This is a genomic window from Variovorax sp. 770b2 (assembly GCF_900115685.1).
Classification (GTDB): domain Bacteria; phylum Pseudomonadota; class Gammaproteobacteria; order Burkholderiales; family Burkholderiaceae_C; genus Variovorax.
Window position 1 is genome coordinate 2,370,935 of sequence record NZ_FOXJ01000001.1, and the last position, 18,277, is coordinate 2,389,211.

Genomic DNA, 18,277 nt, shown 5'->3' on the forward strand with positions numbered 1-18,277 from the left:
GCTCAGGCGCCGCCGAAGCGGTAGCTCGACACCACGAGCCCGCCCATGAAGGCGTCCTCGTGGTAGACGCGCTCGCCGGCATCCGCCTCGGCCGCGCCGACCGCGACCATCAGCGGAATCAGGTGCTCCTCGCGCGGGTGCGCGATGCGCGCGGCGGGCGCCGTTTCCCAGTTCTGCAGATGCGCGGCGCGCTCGGCCGGAGCGCCCTTCACCACCGCCGCATCGAGCCAGTCGTCGAAGGCCTTCGACACGCCATGCGCCTGCGGGCCGAAGTTGCGCAGGTTGTGATAGCTCAATCCGCTGCCGACGATCAGCACGTCTTCGTCCCGCAGCGGTGCGAGCGCACGGCCCAGCGCCAGGTGCTCCGCCGGATCGAGTCCGCGGCGCAGCGACAGCTGCACCACCGGCACGTCGGCCTTCGGATAGATCGCGGCCATCGGCGAGAACATGCCGTGGTCGTAGCCGCGCTCGGGGTCGATCTGCACCGGAAGGCCCGCCGCCGCGATGAGCGACTGCACGCGCTGCGCGAGCTCGGGCGAACCGGGCGCGTCGTAGCGCACTTCGTAGGTGTGGGGCGGGAAGCCGCCGTAGTCGTAGATCATGGGCGGCTTGGGATTGCCCTGCACCGTGAAAGCCGGGGCTTCCCAATGCGCCGACACCATGAGGATGGCCTTGGGCGTGCGGCCGATCTGGCGCGGCATGTCGGCGAGCGAGGCGGCCAGCTGGTCGTAGGTGGGGCCCATCTCCTTCTTCATCCAGGGCCACGGGCCGCCGCCGTGGGAGATGAAGTACGTGGGGAGGCGCGAAGTGGCGGATGCGTTGTTGTCGTGGGTCAAGTCGATGCTCCTTGAAAGCGTTGGACCGACTGTAGACATTTCCTGAAAAGAAATCGACAGGCTACGATGCATCGAATCATTTCTCCGGAGGAAACCATCGATGGACCGCATGACCAGCCTGCGCGTGTTCCGCGAGGTCGTCGAGGCCGGCAGCTTCACGGCCGCGGCCGGGCGGCTTTCGATGTCGCCGCCCATGGCGAGCAAGCACGTGGCGCAGCTGGAGAAGTCGCTCGGCGCGCGCCTTCTGCACCGCTCCAGCCGCCACCTGAGCCTGACCGAAGCCGGCACCGCCTGGTACGAGCAGAGCCGCCGCGCGCTCGACCTGCTCGATGCGGCCGAGGCCGCGATCGGCCAGACCAGCGAAGCGCCGCGCGGCCAGCTCAAGGTGAGCGCGCCGGTGTGGTGTGCCACGCCGCGTTTTGCGCGCGTGCTCGCCGATTACCGCGAGCGCTTTCCCGAAGTGCTGATCGACATGCACCTGGAGAACCGCAAGGTCGATCTCGCGGCCGACGGCTACGACCTCGCGTTGCGCGCCACGCAGGAGCCCTCGCCCGCGCTGATCGCGCGGCCACTGTGCCGCGTGCCCTTTCACCTCGCGGGCACGCCCGACTATCTGAAGCGCATGGGCGGCTGCCCCGCGCTGCCCGCCGACCTGTCGCGGCTCGGCGCGATCGTGCCGAGCTATGTGAACCTGGACAACCTCGCGCTCAAGGGACCTGGCGGGCGGATGCTGCCGCTGCGCCTCACGCCGGCGATGCGCTCGGACGACACCACGCTCACGCTGCACGCGGTGCATGCGGGCATGGGCATCGCGTTCATGCCGCTGTGGCTCATCGACGACGACCTCGCCGAGGGCCGGCTCGTGCGGCTGCTGCCGGAGTACGCGGCCGAGCCCGTCACGCTCTTCGCGGTGTACACCAGCCGCCAGTACATGGCGCCCAAGCTGCGTACTTTCATCGACTTCCTCGGCGAGCGGCTCGGCGCGCTGGAACCAAAGGCAACGGCGCACGTCGGCGCGAAGCCACGCAAGCGCTAGAACAACGCACCTTTTCAGGGCAAGGGTTTGCGGGCGCGGCTAAAGTCCAAGGCTCTCTGGGAGACCGTGTCCTTGTTCCGCTTCTTCGAAAAACTCCTCCACCCCTACCCCGCCGCCGAACCGCCGCTGCCGCCCCAAGGCTTCTTCGCCTTCCTGTGGGCCTGCACGCACGGCGTGCGCGGCAAGATCGCCGTCATGGCGGCGCTCACGGCCGTCATGTCGATCTTCGAGGCGGCCCTGTTCGCGATCCTCGGGCGCATCGTCGACTGGCTCGGCGGCCAGGTGCCGTCGCGGTTGTGGGCCGAGCGCGGCGACATGCTGCTGTGGATGTCCGCGGTGCTGGTGGCCAGCATCCTGGTGGTGGCGCTGCAGACCATCGTCAAGCACCAGACGCTGGCGGTGAACCTGCCGATGCGCCTGCGCTGGAACTTCCACCGGCTGATGCTGGGCCAGAGCATGGCCTTCTACCAGGACGAGTTCGCGGGCCGCATCACGGCCAAGGTGATGCAGACCGCGCTTGCGGTGCGCGACACCATCTTCGTGCTGGCCGACGTGCTGGTGGCCATGGGCGTGTACGTCGCGACCATGATCATCCTGGTGGGCGTGCTCGACGCGCAGCTGGTGTGGCCCTTCGTCATCTGGCTGGCGCTGTACGTCGGCTCGCTCGTGTACTTCGTGCCGCGCCTGGGCAAGGTCGGCAAGGCGCAGGCCGATGCGCGCGCGCTCATGACCGGCCGCGTGACCGATGCCTATACCAACATCGCGACCGTCAAGCTCTTCTCGCACACGCAGCGCGAGGCGGGCTTCGCGCGCGATGCGATGCGCGACTTCATGCACACGGGCTACGGCCAGATGCGCCTGGTAAGCGCCTTCGAGATCGTCAACCACACGCTGAGCATGGGCCTCACGGCCGGCATGGCGGGCACGGCGCTGTGGCTCTGGTCGAACGGCACGGTGGGCGTGGGCACGGTGGCCGCCGCCACCGCGATGGCGCTGCGGCTGCAGGGCATGTCGCACTGGATCATGTGGGAGATGACCAGCCTGTTCGAGAACATCGGCACGGTGCAGGACGGCATGAAGACGCTGTCGCGCCCGCGCACGGTGCTGGATGCGGCCGACGCCAGCGTGCTCGACGTGCCGCGCGGCGAAGTGCGCTTCGACCATGCGAGCTTTCGCTACGCCGACGCGGGCCGCCGCGTGATCGACGACCTGAACCTCGTCGTCAAGCCCGGCGAGAAGATCGGCCTGGTCGGCCGATCGGGCGCGGGCAAGTCGACGCTGGTGAACCTGCTGCTGCGCTTTCATGACCTGGAGAGCGGCCGCATCCTCATCGACGGGCAGGACATCGCGCACGTCACGCAGGATTCGCTGCGCAGCCACATCGGCATGGTCACGCAGGACACCTCGCTCATGCACCGCTCGGTGGCCGACAACATCGCCTACGGCCGGCCCGATGCGACGCACGCGCAGATCGAGGCGGCGGCCAAGCGCGCCGAAGCGCACGACTTCATCCAGACGCTGGGCGACGCGAGCGGCCGGCGCGGCTACGAGGCGCACGTGGGCGAACGCGGCGTGAAGCTCTCGGGCGGCCAGCGCCAGCGCGTGGCCATTGCGCGCGTGATGCTCAAGGACGCGCCGATCCTCTTGCTCGACGAGGCGACCAGCGCGCTCGACTCCGAAGTGGAAGCCGCGATCCAGCAGAGCCTGTACACGCTGATGGAAGGCAAGACCGTGATCGCCATCGCGCACCGGCTCTCGACCATCGCGGCGATGGACCGGCTCATCGTGCTGGACGAAGGCCGCGTGGTGGAAGAAGGCGACCACCGCACGCTGATGGCGCAGGGCGGCCTCTATGCGCGGCTGTGGGCGCACCAGAGCGGCGGCTTCCTGGGCGATTCGCTCGACGGAGAAGAAGCGCTCAGGGCCTAGCCGAACCCGACCCGGTACAGATGAAACGTCTGCCGGGTCCGGAACCCGAGGCGTTCGTAGAGCCCGATGGCCGTCGCGTTGTCGTCGCGGACGTGCAGGAACGGCGTTTCGCCGCGCCCGCGTATCTCGCGGCGAAGGACGTTCATGAGGCGGCCTGCGATCCCCTTGCCGCGGTTCGCATCGTTCACGCAGACCGCGCTGATCTCGGTGTATCCGTCGAACCGCATCCGTTCGCCGGCCATCGCGACGAGGCGCCCGCCGTCCCGGATGCCGATGTAGTTGCCCATCTCGTGCGTCCGCGTGCCGAAGGGGCCGGGCTTGGTCTCCAGGGCCAGTGCCAGCATCGCGGGGGCGTCGACGGCGCCCAGCCGGCGCACGTCCTCTTGCGGGGCGCTCGCCGCCTCGGCGGTGTCCACCATCTGGCACACCGCGAACAGGCGCTCCGCGTGCATCCCTTCCACTGGCGGCAGCGGCTCGACGGCCGTGAGAAGCACATGCTCGCCCGCCGCGAGGAGCAGGCCGAGCTGCCGGAAGGCCTCGGGCGTCGTGTTCGCCACGCCGGCGAACGCGGCGACATCGGGGTGGTAGCGGGCGGCGAGTTCTCCGCGCTGTCCCAGATGCGCCTGCTTCGTGGCGAGGGCGAACCATGGCGGGTTGTCGAGCCGGTTTTCGTCGGGATGTTTGGTCATGCGCTCAGTTTAGGCAGCGGGCCCGCGCTGGGCTACAGTCGCAAACGACATCTTTGATGCGATTCACGACATGAAGCTTTGCGTCCTTGCCCTCGACGGCGCGTTCGACACCGGCATCACCGCCCTGTTGGACACCTTTGCCACGGCGAACGAACTGGCCCTGCTCCAGGGCGCGGCGTCACAGCCGTTCGACGTGCGGCTCGTCGGCGTCAGAAGGCGCATCCGCACGGCCATGGGGTTCTCCACCACGGTCGAGCCGGCGAGCGCGCTCGGACGGCCCGACTGGGTCGTGGTACCGGCCCTGAATGCCAAGCAGCCCGCGAGCCTCGTAGAAGCATTGGGGCGCCGCGATGTGTGCGAAGCCAAGGACCACCTTCGTGCCTGGCATGCGGAAGGCATCGGCATCGCGGCGGCCTGCATCGGCACGTTCCTGCTCGCGGACGCGGGGCTGCTGGACCACGGGGAAGCGACCACGACATGGTCGCTCGCCCCCCTCTTTCGCCAGCGTTATCCGGCGGTGAAGCTGGACGATTCGCGCATGGTCATCACATCGCGAGGCGTGGTGACGGCGGGCGCCATGATGGGCCACCTCGACCTGGCGCTCTGGCTGGTGCGGCAGGCCAGCCCCGAGCTGGCGGCGCGCGTGGCGCGGCTGATGCTCGTGGACAGCCGCTCGTCGCAAGCGCAGTACATCATCCCGGACTTCGTGGCCCACGCCGATCCGTTGATCGCAAGGTTCGAACGCTGGTCGCGCGAACATCTCGCGCAAGGGTTCTCGCTGCAGGCTTCGGCGGATGCATTGCATGTTCACCCGCGCACCCTGCAGCGCCGGATGGAAGCGGTGCTGGGCAAGTCGCCCCTCGCGTTCTTCCAGGACCTGAGGATCGAGCACGCCAAGCAGCTCGTGTCGTCCGGCGGCGACCTGGACGGCATTGCGCAGGAGGTCGGCTATGCCGATGCCTCGACCTTGAGGAACCTCCTGCGCCGCAAGCTCGGGCGCGGCGTGCGGGAGCTTCGCGCGGAGATGATGAGGTAGCGCCCGCGCTTGCGCATCACGCGGGCAGCGCGCCGGCCTCGTACTGCGCTGCGAACTCCCCGCTCGGCGGGATCGGCTTGATGATGTCGATCAGCACCCCGTTCGGGTCGCGCGTGATGAAGTGGCGTTGGCCGAAGGCCTCGTCGCGCAGCGGCAGAAGAATCGGCAGGCCCGCCGCCTTCAGCCGGTCGTGAACGGCGTCGGGGTCGTCCACCTCGAAGTTCAGCAGCAGCCCGCCCACCACCTGGCTGCGCGCCGGCGCGGGAATGGTCTCGTGGCGGCCGTCGAGCACGGCCAGGTTCACCGAAGGCTCGCCCTCCAGCTGCAGGTGCACGTACCAGTCGCTGGTGAAGAGCGGCACGAAACCGAAGTGCGATTGGTAGAAGGCGGCGGTGCCGGCCACGTCTTCGGTCATGACGACGGGGTAGTAGCTCGTGACTTTCATGGGAAGCATGGGACAGGTCCTTTCATAAAACATACAGACTGCATGCAAATCAAATATTAACCTACAGACAGCCTGCATGTAAATTACCTCCCATGGCCACCAATCGCGAACGCACCGAAAGCACCCAGCTCGCACTGATCGAAGCCGCCCGCGCGCTCTTCGTCAGCAAGGGCTACGGCGACACCTCCACCCCCGAAATCGCGCTGGCCGCGGGCATCACCCGTGGCGCGCTGTACCACCACTTCGCGGACAAGCGCGACCTGTTCCGCCAGGTGCTGGCACGCGAGGCGATGGCGGTCGCGGCCGACATCGAGGCCGCCACGCCCGAGCGGCTCGGCCCGCGCGCGGCGCTGCTCCAGGGCAGCGAGGCCTACCTGGACGCCATGACCGTGCCGGGCCGCACGCGGCTCCTGCTGGTCGACGGCCCGGCCGTGCTGGGCATGGCCGAGGCCATGGCGATCGACGATGCCAACGCGGCGCAGTCGCTGCGCGAGGGCCTCAGGCGCGCCGGCATGGGGCGCGGCGAAGTCTCCGTCGATGCGCTGTCGCAACTGCTGTCGGCCGCCTTCGACCGCGCCGCGCTGGAGATCGACGCGGGCGCAGACCCCAGGGAGGTCCGCGCGGCCATGCGCTGGCTGGTCGAGCAGGCGCTGGGACCCGTCAGGAAACGCTGACCGGCCCTCAGACGATCCCGCGCCCGCCCATACGCACGGGCCACTTGGCGACCGTGCCGCGCTGCATCGATTCGAGCGTCGTCTGCGTGAACACGTTGATGCTCACGTGCCGCGCAAGGTAGTGCTCCAGCACCACGCCCAGCAGGTACGGGCTCGTGCCCGAGAAGCCCTCTTCGTCCACGCTCAGGGTGCACTGCACGCCGCGCCCGTAGATCAACGGGCCCGAGCCCGGCAGGCGCCGCGTCACCGGCTCGATGCGCGAGCCCACGAGGCTGTCGATCTGCCGGCGCAGCACGTCGCTGTCGGCCGACACGAACAGCCGCAGCATGTCGCGCAGCGCCTGCGCGCCCTCGCGGTGCGGCATGTCGGCCAGCGGCAGGTGGTTGAAGCCCAGCTGGCGGATCAGCCGCCAGGCGATTTCGCGCTGCGCGAACGGCGACTTCGGCGTGCTCGGCGGGCGGATCAGGCCCACCGCCGACACCGGGATCGAATCGGACACCGCGAGATCGGAATGCCCGTTGCGCGGCACCAGGCACGGCAGGTCGCGGTTCGTGAGCATCGCCTTCACCGACAGGTAGCGCAGGCTCTCCGGATACGGCGCCTCGTGCTGGTCGACCAGCGAGAGAAACACCTCGGTGCCGATGTACGGCGTGCGCGTGCCGTATTTGCGCGCCGTGCCGGACACGAGCCGCGGCTCGCGGCGCACCGAGAAATAGCGGCCGTGGTTGCCCTCGTCGTCGTTCAGCGTCTGGTAGAGCGGGCGGAACTCCATCTCGGCGGTGGTCTGCGCCTGCTGGCCCGCGATGCGCTGGACCGAATAGACCTCGAAGTCGAGCGGCCGCGAGCGGTCGGGCACCAGGTGGAACTCGGGCTGCGCCGCGTTGAGTTCGACGCGGTCGGTGCGCCGCTCGAAGAGGTTGACCACCGGCGTGCTGAAGAGCGCGAACTGCCCCGCATCGACCAGCGCGCCCAACGGCCCCGGCGGTTTGCTCAACAGCACGAGGATCTCGACCTCCTTGCCCTGTGCCCGCGCAAGGCCCGGCGCCAGCTGGGTCAATGTGAAGAAGTAGAAGCGCTCGGGACACGCGAAGTATTCGTGCAGCAGGTTGTGGCCATGAAAGGTGTTCCATGCCAGCGGCAAAAGCCCTTGCCCCGGCGCCAGCCCTTCATGCACCAGCGCCCCCTCGGTCACCACGTGCGGCCGCGCCATCAGCGTGCCCGGCTCGCCCACGAAGGTGGCGACCGCCGAGGTGTGCAGCAGCTCGAACAGATGCGAGGCCACGTGCTCGTTGCCGCGCAGGTAGATGGGCAGCCGGTCGAGCCCGGCCAGCGCGCCGAAGCCCATTGCGCCCACGGTGCGCAGCCGCAGGCGCAGCGCACCCGTCACCTGCACATGCGGCGGCAGGTAGCGCTCCAGCGCGGGAATGTCGGGCGGCGCGCCGGTGAGCTTCGCATCGACGATCTCGATGGGCCACAGCGTCACGTCCTGGCTGGAGCGGAACTCGCACGGCGTTTCCTCGCCCGCCGGCACGCGCGCATGAAAGGCCGTGCCGCGCGGCACCTTGAAGCCGCGGGTGAAGTCGCCCTCCTTCACGCTCGGGTGCAGCTGCGCCACCGCCATCGACGGCGTGGGGCTCAGGTAATTGGGGTACAGCACTTCGAGCAGCCGCTGCGTGAAGCGCGGGAACTCCGCGTCCAGCTTGATCTGCATGCGCGCCGAGAGAAAGCTGAACGACTCGATCAGCCGCTCCACGTACGGGTCGGCCACCTCGATGCCGTGCATGCCCAGGCGCCGCGCGATCTTGGGGTGCGAGGCGGCGAACTCGCTCGCGGCCTCGCGCATGTAGACCAGCTCTTTGTTGTAGTAGTCGAGAAGTTGCGGGTCCATGGCGATGTCTTTTCCCTGAATGAAGTCTTGTTGTCGTGATGAAGATCAGCGCGCGGAAGAGATCACGCGCATGCGATTGGTTTCCAGATCGACCGCGCTCTGCACGGTGAATGCCAGCGGGTAGGGGCTCAGGTGGATCAGCGCGCGAATCTCGAACAGCAGCACGTTGTAGTCACCGGCCGCGCCGCCCTCTTTCATGAGCGGCACGACCGTCACCGTCTCCGGAATCAGCCGCGGCTCGTAGTCCTGGATGGCGCGGCGGATGATGCGTTCGATGTCGGCCCACTTGCGCTCCGACAGGTAGCTGCCCGCCAGCGGCGGCACGCCGAAGTTGATGGTCGAGGACGCCGCCTCGGCATGGCGCGTGCGGTCGATCAGGTCTTCGGCGTTGGTGGTGTTGAGCAGGTAGGCCAGGTCGCGCTGCACGATGCCGCGCATCTGCGCGGGCGTCACCGCGTACTCGGCGGGCAGTTCGCTCTCGCGGCTCGGGGCTTCGTCGCGCAGGCGGTCGAACAGCGTGGGGAGCAGTTGCGCATTGGGATGCATGGCCGGGGCATCGGCCGGTCGGGGCGAACGGGCGCCAGGGTGCGCGGGGTGGGTGCCTGTGAAGGAAGACTGCTCGGCAGGTCGCATGGCTGGCCTTTCTGGAAGGGCCAGAGTCTTGCGTGGATGCGGGCCGCGCATTGCAAACAATGGTCACATCTGCCGGCACACGCTGACAAAGCCGTCCAAACCGGGGATTTGTCATGGACAGCGCGCTTTGCGAGTCCTACAGCACCCACCGCCTCCCGCCGACATCGCCCGCCGCGCCTAAGCCCGATCCTTGATTCATCCCAATCAACGAGGAGTCCTCGCGTGAATTCCATCATCTATATCGTCGGTCTGGTCGTGGTCGTTGTCGCCGTGCTGTCGTTCTTCGGCCTGCGCTGAGAACGCACCGCGCTTTTCGATCCGACATCCCGTCGAGAACGGGGCCGCACGCGGCCCCGTTTCTCATGGGCGCTCGCAAGGCGCCGGGCATAATTCCGGCGCCCCGGCACTCCGCAGGGCCTGACAAGCGAAGGGACCCTGTTGATCAACACCGCGTTGCGCGAACCTGCCTTTCCGGATGCGGTGATCACCGAGGCGATCCGATGGACCGAACAGGCCGGTCCGCTCGACGACGCGCAGGCCCTGCGCACCGCCGCCTCGCGTGCGAACGACGGCCATGGCCGCATCACCGAACGCGCCCTTCACCTCGGCGAGCGCCTCGGGCTTCAATCTGAAATGACACGCGCCCGCCAGTGGGCGCCCTGGGTTTTGCTCGCACTGGTGGCGCTGATCGTCATGGCCGGGCTGGGCCTCGCGGGCAACGTGGTGGGCGGTGGCGAGCGCCACATCAACGTGATCGTCGCGCTCGTGAGCCTCCTGGGGCTGCATGCGCTCACGCTGCTGCTCTGGCTCATCGGCCTGTGGCTGCCGGCGGGATCGTTCGGCACGGCCTCGCTCGGCTGGATCTGGCTGTCGCTCACCGCGCGCGTGGCGGGCGGCAAGCGCGGCCAGGCGCCGTTGCTGGTGCGTGCGACCACCGGCTTGCTGACCCGCGCCCGGTTGCTGCCCTGGGCCTTCGGACTCGTGAGCCACGGCATCTGGTCGCTGTCGTTCGCCGTGGTGCTGGCCGCGATGCTGTTCGCGCTGGCCTTTCGCAGCTACACGCTGAGCTGGGAGACGACGATCCTCGATCCGGCCTTCTTCGTGCACGCGGTGCAGGTGCTGGGCTGGGCGCCGGCGCAGCTGGGCTTTCCGGTGCCTGACGCAGCCACGGTTCTCTCGGCAGCCCCGGGCGCCGCGGGCCAGCGCACCTGGGCGATGTGGCTGACCGGCTGCATCGTGGTCTACGGATTGCTGCCACGCCTGGCATTGGTGCTGTTGAGCGCCGCCGTCTGGCGCGCCCGCCGCAAGGCGCTGCAGCCCGACTGGAGCGAGCCCTACTACCGCAAGCTGCTGACACGCTTCGCCGCGCTCGCGCCGGCCGCCATCGTCGATGCGGACCCGGGGCGCACCCGCGGCGCCACGCCCGCCCGGCTGGCGCCCTCCGAACTGCAGGACGCGCTCTTCATCATCGGCTTCGAACTGCCGCCGGACACGCCGTGGCCGCCCACCGGCATGCCCCCCGATGCCGCACAGGTGCTGCGCATCGACGGCAGCGCCCCCGCCCGCCGCACGCTGCTCGACCAGCTGGCGCAGGCCCGCCCGCGCGCCGTGCTGCTGGTGTGCCACGCCGCATCGAGCCCCGACCGCGGCACCGAACGGTTCCTGCGCGAAGTGCTCGCGCATTGCGGCGAATGCCGCGTCTGGCTGGCCGAGGCGGCCGGCGATGGCGCATCCACCCGCTGGATCGACTGGCTGCGCGATACGGGCCTCGAACGCATCGCCGCCAGCGACCGGCTCGACACCGCCTTGCAGGGACTGGTCTCCACATCGACGCCATGACGCAAGACGCCATCCGCATCGCCGTCGTCGGCCACACCAACGCGGGCAAGACCTCGCTCCTGCGCACGCTCACGCGGCGCGTCGACTTCGGCGAGGTCTCGCAGCGCCCCGGCACCACGCGCCATGTCGAATCGGCCGATCTCGACGTGAACGGCGAAGCCGCCGTGCGCTTCTTCGACACGCCGGGCCTGGAAGACGCGGTGGCGCTGCGCGAGCACCTGGCGGGCTTCGACACGCAGGCCACGCCGCCCGAGCGCATCCGCCACTTCCTTCAAGGGCCCGAAGCCCACGGCGTGTTCGAGCAGGAGGCCAAGGTGCTGCGCACCATGCTGGACATCGATGCGGCCTTTCTCGTCATCGACGTGCGCGAGCCGGTGCTGCCGAAATTCCGCGACGAAATCGAGCTGCTCAATTCCTGCGCGCGTCCCGTGCTGCCGGTGCTGAACTTCGTGCGCGATGCAGCCAGCCGCGAGCCCGCGTGGAAAGAACTGCTCTCGGCCTACGGCCTGCACGTGCAGGTGCGCTTCGATGCGGCTGCGCCTTTCGTCGGCGCCGAGCGCGACCTGTACGACGACCTTGCCACGCTGCTGCGTGAACGCCGCGACCAGCTGCGGGGCGTGGCCGATTTCCTGGACACCGAGGCCGCCGAGCGCCGCCGTGCCGCCTGCACGCGCATCGCCGGATTGCTGGTCGATGCAGCCGCGATCCGCCGCACCGTGTCGGCCACCGAATTCGCCGACGCCGCGCGGCGCGAAGCCCTCGTCTCGGCCCTTCGCAAGACCGTGTTCGACAAGGCCCAGCGCTGCACCGACGACCTGCTCGCGCTGTACGGCTTTCGCCAAGGCGATGCCGACGAGGCACCACTGCAGGCGATCGAAGGCCGCTGGACGCTCGATTTCTTCAGCCCCGAAGCGATGAAGGACGCGGGCCTGCGTCTGGGCAAGGGCGCCGTCATCGGCGCTGCCGTGGGCGTGGTGGCCGACCTCGCCGTGGCGGGCATTTCGCTCGGCGCGGGCGCGGCGCTGGGCGGTGCCATCGGCGGTGCGGTGTCGCAGGGCTGGGGGCCGCTGGGCCGCAAGCTGGCCAACAAGCTGCGCGACGTGCACGAGGTCACGGTCGAAGACGGCGTGCTCTTCACGCTGGTCGCCTGGCAGCTCAAGCTCACGCAGGCGCTGGAGCGGCGCGGCCATGCGGCGACGCAGCGCATCGCCGCCGAGACACCCCAGGACGGCGACGCGCCCACGCGCGCCGCGGCCGCTGCGGTGCGCGGCGCGCAGCCCGCGCGCAACCACCCCGAGTGGGAATCGACCGGCATCGCGACGCGCAGCTTCTGGCGCCCTTCGCCGCAGCGCGAAGCGCTGGTTGCCGACCTCGCGCGCGCCCTGCAACCCGCCTTCGAGGCCTGACGCCCGGGCTTGGCTTGCAGCCGGCGTTGGCCGGCTCCTACGCGCCGGCCGCCGCAAGCGGTCCAGCGTTCCAAGCATGTTCACCGGCACATCGAAAGGAGACCTCATGGCCGTCGAATGCAAGCTCCTGTCCACCCCGTTGATCGGGCGCATCTGGGAAGGCCGCACGCCGATTGCGCGGGCGGACGAGTACCTGCGCTACAGCGTCGAGCACGGCATCGCGGAGATCGCGAAGAAGCCCGACTGCCTCGGCGTGCAGTACTTCCGCAAGCTGAACGGCAACGTGGCGCAATTCCGCACCGTGTCGTTCTGGCGCTCGATCGACGAGATGCAGGCGATGCACGCCAGCCGCGGCGATCCGCTGCGCGTGGCGCCGCTGGCACGCGACCCCGAGTTCCTGCTGGAGCTGCCCGAGTTCGTGGACCTCGTGGAGGTGCACGTCAACGCGTTCGGCAGCAACCGCTGAAAAAGCTCAACTGTCCAGCAGGTCTTCGAGCATCAGCGGCAGCCGACGCAGCCGCTTGCCGGTTGCGTGGAACACCGCGTTCACGATGGCCGGCGCCACGCCCACCATCGCGACTTCGCCCAGGCCCTTGACGCCCAGCGCGTTGAGCCGCAGGTCGGGCTTGCCGACGAAATCGACCTCGATGCGGCCGATGTCCGCCGCCACCGGCATCACGTACTCCGCGAGGTCGGCGTTCAGGAAGCCGCCGTAGCGCGGATCGACCTCGCTCACCTCGCGCAGCGCCGCGCCGATGCCCCAGACCACACCGCCCTCGACCTGGCTGCGCGCCGTGCGCGGGCTCGCCACGGCACCGCAGTCCGCCACGCTCACCACGCGCGGCACGCGGATGCGGCGCGTGGTCGGCTCGATGCGCACTTCGACGAAATGGGCGATGAAGCTGAAGCCGACGAAGTCCGGGTACACCGGCCCCGCCGCTGCCGGCAGCCCGCCGGTCAAGCGACCGAACACCTGCTCGGGCTGTCCTGGCGCGCGGCGGCGGCTCTCCGCCTCGGCAAACGGCCGGCCCGAGGCGCGCAGCAAGGCGAGCGCGGTCACGCCGCTTTCGCTGGCCGTGCTGCCCGCGTTCTTGCGCAGGTCTTCCATCAGCCGCTGCGCTGCCTCCAGCACCGGCGGCAGCGCCGTGGCCGTCCCCCATGAACCGGCCGTGAGGTGCTGCGGCGCGGCGCGCGTGTCGCCCAGCGCGACCTCGACGGCCGCCACCGGTGCACCGAGCGCGCGCGCCACCGTCACGGCAATCGCCGTGCGCATGCCCTGCCCCATCTCGTGCCCGCCGACCGCCACGCGCACCGTGCCGCTGGTGTTCAGCCGCACGGTCGCGATGGCCGGCGCGACGGCCGCCTTGTACGTGCCGATGGCCACGCCCCAGCCGACCAGGCTGCCGTCGGGCGCGCGCATCGAGCCCGGCGCCATCGTGCGGCGCGCCCAGCCGAAGGTCTCGCTGCCCTTGATGAGGCACTCGGCCACATGGCGCGAGGAGAACGGCTTGCCGGTGAGCGGATCGGCCGTGGCGTCGTTCGCGAGCCGGAAGGCCACCGGGTCGCGGCCGAGCGCATAGGCCATCTCGTCGATGGCGCTCTCGAAGGCGAAGGCCGCCGGGTGCTCGAACGGCGCGCGCATGTAGCCCGGCGTCTGCACGTCGGTGCGCACCAGCCGCTCGCGGCCCTGGTAGTTGCCGATGCCGTAGAGCCGCGACGTGATCTCGGTGCCGAACGAGGGGAACAGGTCGTGCCGCGAGGTCTGCTGGTCGATCTCGTGGACCGCCGCGACGAGCCGGCCGTCGCGGTCCGCGCCGAGCCGCACATGGTGCCGGCTCGCGGGGCGAAAGCTCGCGTTGTGGAAGAGCTGCGCGCGCGTCATCACCAGCTTCACCGGCCGCTGCAACGCACGCGCGGCGATTGCCACCAGGGCGGTGTGCGACTGCAGCGAGTTCTTCTGCCCGAAGCCACCGCCCAGCGTGGGCGACAGCACCTGCACCTTGGCGGGCTCGATGCCCAGCTGCCTGGCAAGGCCGTGGCGCACGCCCTCGGCGTTCTGCGTCGGCTCCCGGACGGTGAGCACGCCGTCCTCCCACTCGGCCACGGTCGCGATGATCTCCATCGGATTCTGGTGCTGCGCGGGCAGCGTGTAGCGCAGGTCCACCGTCACGGCCGCGCCCGCGAGCGCGCCTTCCGGATCGCCCACGCGCCGGTCGGCGAACATGGGCTGCGGCAGCACCGCCGTTTGCGCGAGCGGCTCGGCATCGGGGGCATCGAGGGTCGCGACGAACGGCGTCGCCTCATACGCGACCACCACCAGCGCGGCCGCCTCGCGCGCCGCTTCGAGCGTGTCGGCCACCACCACCGCGACGCTCTGGCCGCGGTAGGCGATCTGCGCCGAGCGCAGCGGGTAGAAGCTCTGGAAGCCGAAGCCGCCGCCCATCAGGAAGCCGCCCGTGTCGAAGCTGCCGACGTTCTCGTGCGTGAGCACCGTGCGCACGCCGCGCACGCGCTGCGCGGCCGAGGTGTCGATGCGCGTGATGCTGCCGCGCGCAATGCGCGAAGGCACCAGCGCGGCATGCAGCAGGCCCGGGCGCGCGTCGTCGGCCGCATAGCGCGTGACGCCGCGCACCTTGTCGTGCGCATCGACGCGCTCAGCGCCTGCACGAGGGATGTTCTTCTTCGTCGTGATCGTGGGGTTTGCCATCTTCAGCTCCTGTCCTTGGCCAGCATGAGCGCGTCGGTCACCGTCTCGATGCCGAGCGCCACCTTGAACGCGTTGTGTTCGAGCGGCTTCGCGCCCGCGAAAGCCAGCTCGGCCGCGCGCCGTGCGGCAGCCCGCGTGAGCGGCAGGCCAACGAGGCTGCGCTCGGCCTCCGTCGCCCGCCACGGCCGGGTGGCCACGCCGCCGAGCGCGATGCGCGCATCGGCCACGCGGTTGCCGCGGATGTGCACCGCCACCGCCGCCGAGGCGAGCGCGAAGGCGTACGACTCGCGGTCGCGGATCTTGTGGTACGTCGAGGCGCGGCCCACGGGCCCGCGCGGAATGCGGATGCGCACGATCAGCTCGTCGGCCGCCAGCACCGTCTCCAGGTGCGGCGTGGCGCCGGGCTCGCGGTGCAGCTCGCGCACCGCCACCGTGCGCTCGCCGCGCGGGCTCAGGGTGTCGACGACCGCGTCGAAGGCCGTGAGCGCGATGGCCATGTCGCCCGGGTAGATCGCCACGCAGGCCTCGCTCCCGCCGAGCACCGCATGCCCGCGGTTCGCGCCGCCGATGGCCGCGCAGCCGCTGCCGGGCACGCGCTTGTTGCAGGCGAACTCGGGGCTGCCGCGAAAGTAGGCGCAGCGCGTACGCTGCAGCAGGTTGCCGCCCACGGTGGCCATGTTGCGCAGCTGCTGCGAGGCCGCTTTCCAGAGCGATTCGGACAGCGCCGGAAACTCGCGCAGCACCACCGCGTGCTCCGCCACGTCGCTCATCGCGGCGAGCGCGCCGATGCGCAGTTCCGTGCGGTCGCTCGCGTCGATGCGGGCCAGCCCTTCGATGCGGGTGATGTCGATCACCGTGGCCGGCGCTTCCACGCCGAGCTTCATCAGGTCGAACAGCGTGGTGCCGCCTGCAAAGTAGCGCGCGCCGGGCTGGTGCTGAACGAGCAGCTGCACGGCCTCGCCGGTGCTGCGGGGGCGAAGGTAGGCGAAGTCATGCATGGCGTGCGCCCTCCATGCGGCGCATTTGCGGCGCGGCTTCGCGGATCGCTTCGAGGATGCCAGCGTAGGCGCCGCATCGGCAGATGTTGCCGCTCATGTATTCGCGGATCTGCGCGTCGCTGGTGGCGTGGCCTTCGCGCACGCAGGCAATCGCCGCCATCACCTGGCCCGGCGTGCAGTAGCCGCATTGCAGCGCGTCGTGGTCGACGAAGGATTGCTGCATCGGATGCAGCGTGCCGTCGGGCGACTCGATGCCTTCGATGGTAGTGACGGCGCAGCCGTCGGTCTTCACTGCGAGCGTGAGGCACGAGGCCACGCGGCGGCCGTCGACGTGCACCGTGCAGGCGCCGCACTGGCCGTGGTCGCAACCCTTCTTGGCGCCGGTGAGGCCCAGTTGCTCCCGCAGCACGTCGAGCAGCGAGGCGCGCGGCTCCAGTGCCAGTTCGTATGGCTTGCCGTTGACGGTGACGCGGGTGGCCTGCGAGCCGGCGTGCGGGTTCGCAGGCGCTTCGGGCGTTGCGGCGACCGCGCCGCCGGCGGCGGCCACGCCGGCGCCGGCCGCCGTGGTCATCATGAAGGTCCGTCGGCTGAGGGCGGGCTTGCCGTCCGCCGCGCGCAATGTCGGGGTGTCGTTCATCGTGGGCTTTCTTCTGGGGAGGGAATCGGAGGGGGAACGTCAGAACTCGCGGCCGCGCCAGGCATCGACCGAGCCCGGGCCGCTGCCGCGCGCGGTGATGAAGAGCGCGACGAAGACCAGCATCAGCGGGTACTCGAAGCCGTGATCGATCCAGGGAAAAGTCGGCGCCAGCAGCCAGCTGATGACCAGCATCTGCACCGTCACCATCGGTGCGACCAGGCGCGTGAGAAAGCCCACCACGAGCATCAGCCCGCCCACGCCTTCGAGCAGCGCGATGAACCAGCCGACGAGCGGCGCGGCCGGCAGGTGCAGCACGTTGGCGATCAGGTTGACCGAGCCCGCCATCGGGTCGGCCATGCTGCCGTGGCTGCGGCCGAGCAGCTTGGGCACGCCGTGCGTCATGAGCATGAGGCCGAAGGCGATGCGCAAGAGCAGGTAGCTCAAGGGCTCGAGCCGGTCGTAGAGGCCCTTGAGGCGCGGAAAGATCAGTGGCATGCGTCGCTCCGTGGTGGTTCGGGGCGAGTCTCTCTATTCCTCACAGTTGAATAAAGACCAAAAACCTGCCAATACAATCCAACAGAACTCAACAATCAACACCGAGGACAGACGCCCGATGGACCGTTTCGATGCCATGCGGCTGTTCACCCGCATCGTCGAGCTGGGCAGCTTCGTGCAGGCTGCCACCGCACTCGACATTCCGCGCGCCACCGCCACGCACGCCATCAAGGCGCTGGAAGCGCGGCTGCAGGTGCGGCTGCTCGAACGCACCACGCGGCAGGTGCGCACGACGGTCGACGGCCAGGCCTTCTACGAGCGCTGCCGCCATCTGCTGCGCGACCTGGAAGATGCGGAGTCCTCGCTCGCGCAACTGGCCGTGAACCCGCGCGGGCGGCTGCGCATCGACATCCACGGCGCGCCCGCCAACGACCTGCTGCTGCCGCGCATCGGCGAATTCCATGCGCGCTATCCGCACATCGAACTGGCGATGGGCAGCGGCGACCGGCTGGTCGATCTCGTGCGCGAGGGCGTGGATTGCGTGGTGCGCGCCGGCGAGCCGCGCGATTCGTCGCTGGTCACGCGGCGGCTCGCGCTGGTGCCGCAGGTCACCTGCGCGAGCCCGGGTTATCTCGCGGCGCACGGCACGCCGCTGCAGCCGGCCGACCTCGCGCAGCACACGGGCGTCAATTTCTTCTCGGCCTCACGGCCCGACGTGTTCCCCTACCTCTTCGAGGTCGACGGCAAGGTCGAGGAACACACGCTCAAGGGCTGGATCAGCGTCAACAGCGCCGACAGCTACAAGATCTGCGCCGAGCAGGGCTGCGGAATCATCCAGGTGCCGCGCTATGGCATCGAGCGGCAATTGCGCGAGGGCACGCTGGTGGAGATCCTCGCCCACGCGCCCTGCCCGCCGCTGCCGCATTCAGTGCTGTACCCGCACCACCGGCAGCTCTCGCCGCGGGTGCGGGTGTTCATCGACTGGGTGACGCAGGTGTACGTGGACCGCTTCGGGGCGCTCAGGTAGCG

17 protein-coding genes are annotated in these 18,277 nt (G+C 69.7%); 8 read left to right on the top strand and 9 right to left on the bottom strand.

The window, feature by feature from the left end:
* Window positions 1–2: 2 nt before the first annotated feature.
* Window positions 3–836 (bottom strand): DODA-type extradiol aromatic ring-opening family dioxygenase, encoded by an 834-nt coding sequence (locus BM133_RS10790; RefSeq protein WP_093433591.1) that lies wholly within the window; start codon window positions 834–836, stop codon window positions 3–5.
* Window positions 837–936: 100 nt separating this feature from the next.
* On the opposite strand from BM133_RS10790, the gene BM133_RS10795 reads away from it, so the two are divergent.
* Window positions 937–1,872, top strand: a complete 936-nt coding sequence (locus BM133_RS10795; RefSeq protein ID WP_093433593.1) for a LysR family transcriptional regulator — start codon at window positions 937–939, stop codon at window positions 1,870–1,872.
* Between the two features lie 72 nt (window positions 1,873–1,944).
* Window positions 1,945–3,801: an ABC transporter ATP-binding protein gene (locus BM133_RS10800; RefSeq protein WP_093433594.1), complete on the top strand. Its 1,857-nt coding sequence runs from the start codon at window positions 1,945–1,947 to the stop codon at window positions 3,799–3,801.
* Here BM133_RS10800 and BM133_RS10805 read toward each other — a convergent pair.
* Entirely contained in the window at window positions 3,798–4,490 is a 693-nt protein-coding gene (locus BM133_RS10805; protein ID WP_093433596.1) for a GNAT family N-acetyltransferase, read from the bottom strand. The genes BM133_RS10800 and BM133_RS10805 overlap by 4 nt on opposite strands.
* A gap of 70 nt (window positions 4,491–4,560) precedes the next feature.
* Between BM133_RS10805 and BM133_RS10810 the strand changes: the two genes are divergently transcribed.
* Window positions 4,561–5,526: a GlxA family transcriptional regulator gene (locus BM133_RS10810; protein ID WP_093433597.1), complete on the top strand. Its 966-nt coding sequence runs from the start codon at window positions 4,561–4,563 to the stop codon at window positions 5,524–5,526.
* Between the two features lie 16 nt (window positions 5,527–5,542).
* Here the strand turns inward: BM133_RS10810 and BM133_RS10815 are convergent, their stop codons facing one another.
* Window positions 5,543–5,971 (bottom strand): VOC family protein, encoded by a 429-nt coding sequence (locus BM133_RS10815; protein WP_093433599.1) that lies wholly within the window; start codon window positions 5,969–5,971, stop codon window positions 5,543–5,545.
* A gap of 92 nt (window positions 5,972–6,063) precedes the next feature.
* On the opposite strand from BM133_RS10815, the gene BM133_RS10820 reads away from it, so the two are divergent.
* Window positions 6,064–6,645: a TetR/AcrR family transcriptional regulator gene (locus tag BM133_RS10820; protein WP_093433600.1), complete on the top strand. Its 582-nt coding sequence runs from the start codon at window positions 6,064–6,066 to the stop codon at window positions 6,643–6,645.
* Between the two features lie 7 nt (window positions 6,646–6,652).
* Here BM133_RS10820 and tssF read toward each other — a convergent pair whose 3' ends face one another.
* Together tssF and tssE are read right to left on the bottom strand one after the other, a co-directional pair.
* Window positions 6,653–8,533: a type VI secretion system baseplate subunit TssF gene (gene tssF, locus BM133_RS10825; protein WP_093433602.1), complete on the bottom strand. Its 1,881-nt coding sequence runs from the start codon at window positions 8,531–8,533 to the stop codon at window positions 6,653–6,655.
* Between the two features lie 45 nt (window positions 8,534–8,578).
* Complete coding sequence (tssE, locus tag BM133_RS10830; RefSeq protein ID WP_093433603.1) at window positions 8,579–9,166, bottom strand: type VI secretion system baseplate subunit TssE; 588 nt, start codon at window positions 9,164–9,166, stop codon at window positions 8,579–8,581.
* Between the two features lie 438 nt (window positions 9,167–9,604).
* Here tssE and BM133_RS10840 point away from each other — a divergent pair, with 438 nt between their 5' ends.
* The 3 genes from BM133_RS10840 (at window position 9,605) to BM133_RS10850 (ending at window position 12,877) form a co-directional block, all read left to right on the top strand.
* On the top strand, window positions 9,605–11,005 hold the full coding sequence (locus BM133_RS10840; protein ID WP_093433606.1) for a DUF2868 domain-containing protein: 1,401 nt from the start codon (window positions 9,605–9,607) through the stop codon (window positions 11,003–11,005).
* Window positions 11,002–12,411 (top strand): GTPase/DUF3482 domain-containing protein, encoded by a 1,410-nt coding sequence (locus tag BM133_RS10845; protein ID WP_093433608.1) that lies wholly within the window; start codon window positions 11,002–11,004, stop codon window positions 12,409–12,411. The genes BM133_RS10840 and BM133_RS10845 overlap by 4 nt, the downstream gene beginning before the upstream one ends.
* A gap of 106 nt (window positions 12,412–12,517) precedes the next feature.
* Window positions 12,518–12,877 carry a hypothetical protein gene (locus BM133_RS10850; RefSeq protein WP_093435253.1) on the top strand — a complete coding sequence of 120 codons (360 nt, stop codon included), beginning with the start codon at window positions 12,518–12,520 and terminating at the stop codon, window positions 12,875–12,877.
* A gap of 6 nt (window positions 12,878–12,883) precedes the next feature.
* On the opposite strand, the gene BM133_RS10855 is transcribed toward BM133_RS10850, so the two are convergent.
* Genes BM133_RS10855 through BM133_RS10870 form a run of 4 tightly spaced genes read right to left on the bottom strand, consistent with a single transcriptional unit; the run spans window position 12,884 to window position 17,248 of the window.
* The gene (locus tag BM133_RS10855; RefSeq protein WP_093433609.1) at window positions 12,884–15,118 is read right to left on the bottom strand and encodes a xanthine dehydrogenase family protein molybdopterin-binding subunit; all 2,235 of its coding nucleotides are present in this window, start codon (window positions 15,116–15,118) and stop codon (window positions 12,884–12,886) included.
* A 2-nt stretch (window positions 15,119–15,120) separates the two neighbouring features.
* A complete protein-coding gene (locus BM133_RS10860; protein WP_093433611.1) occupies window positions 15,121–16,116 on the bottom strand; it encodes an FAD binding domain-containing protein in 996 nt (331 codons plus the stop codon).
* Window positions 16,109–16,753: a (2Fe-2S)-binding protein gene (locus BM133_RS10865; RefSeq protein WP_093433612.1), complete on the bottom strand. Its 645-nt coding sequence runs from the start codon at window positions 16,751–16,753 to the stop codon at window positions 16,109–16,111. The genes BM133_RS10860 and BM133_RS10865 overlap by 8 nt, the downstream gene beginning before the upstream one ends.
* Before the next feature lie 39 nt (window positions 16,754–16,792).
* Window positions 16,793–17,248 carry a DoxX family protein gene (locus BM133_RS10870; protein ID WP_093433613.1) on the bottom strand — a complete coding sequence of 152 codons (456 nt, stop codon included), beginning with the start codon at window positions 17,246–17,248 and terminating at the stop codon, window positions 16,793–16,795.
* A 118-nt stretch (window positions 17,249–17,366) separates the two neighbouring features.
* Between BM133_RS10870 and BM133_RS10875 the strand changes: the two genes are divergently transcribed.
* Window positions 17,367–18,275, top strand: coding sequence for a LysR family transcriptional regulator (locus BM133_RS10875; RefSeq protein ID WP_093433614.1), 909 nt, complete (start codon window positions 17,367–17,369; stop codon window positions 18,273–18,275).
* The last annotated feature ends 2 nt before the right edge of the window (window positions 18,276–18,277 follow it).

Coding starts and splice junctions, on each gene's coding strand:
- BM133_RS10795 (WP_093433593.1), top strand. CDS start 937: ATGGACCGCATGACCAGCCTGCGCGTGTTCCGCGAGGTCGTCGAGGCC.
- BM133_RS10805 (WP_093433596.1), bottom strand. CDS start 4,490: ATGACCAAACATCCCGACGAAAACCGGCTCGACAACCCGCCATGGTTC.
- BM133_RS10810 (WP_093433597.1), top strand. CDS start 4,561: ATGAAGCTTTGCGTCCTTGCCCTCGACGGCGCGTTCGACACCGGCATC.
- BM133_RS10815 (WP_093433599.1), bottom strand. CDS start 5,971: ATGAAAGTCACGAGCTACTACCCCGTCGTCATGACCGAAGACGTGGCC.
- BM133_RS10820 (WP_093433600.1), top strand. CDS start 6,064: ATGGCCACCAATCGCGAACGCACCGAAAGCACCCAGCTCGCACTGATC.
- tssF (WP_093433602.1), bottom strand. CDS start 8,533: ATGGACCCGCAACTTCTCGACTACTACAACAAAGAGCTGGTCTACATG.
- tssE (WP_093433603.1), bottom strand. CDS start 9,166: ATGCGACCTGCCGAGCAGTCTTCCTTCACAGGCACCCACCCCGCGCAC.
- BM133_RS10845 (WP_093433608.1), top strand. CDS start 11,002: ATGACGCAAGACGCCATCCGCATCGCCGTCGTCGGCCACACCAACGCG.
- BM133_RS10850 (WP_093435253.1), top strand. CDS start 12,518: ATGGCCGTCGAATGCAAGCTCCTGTCCACCCCGTTGATCGGGCGCATC.
- BM133_RS10855 (WP_093433609.1), bottom strand. CDS start 15,118: ATGGCAAACCCCACGATCACGACGAAGAAGAACATCCCTCGTGCAGGC.
- BM133_RS10860 (WP_093433611.1), bottom strand. CDS start 16,116: ATGCATGACTTCGCCTACCTTCGCCCCCGCAGCACCGGCGAGGCCGTG.
- BM133_RS10865 (WP_093433612.1), bottom strand. CDS start 16,753: ATGAACGACACCCCGACATTGCGCGCGGCGGACGGCAAGCCCGCCCTC.
- BM133_RS10870 (WP_093433613.1), bottom strand. CDS start 17,248: ATGCCACTGATCTTTCCGCGCCTCAAGGGCCTCTACGACCGGCTCGAG.
- BM133_RS10875 (WP_093433614.1), top strand. CDS start 17,367: ATGGACCGTTTCGATGCCATGCGGCTGTTCACCCGCATCGTCGAGCTG.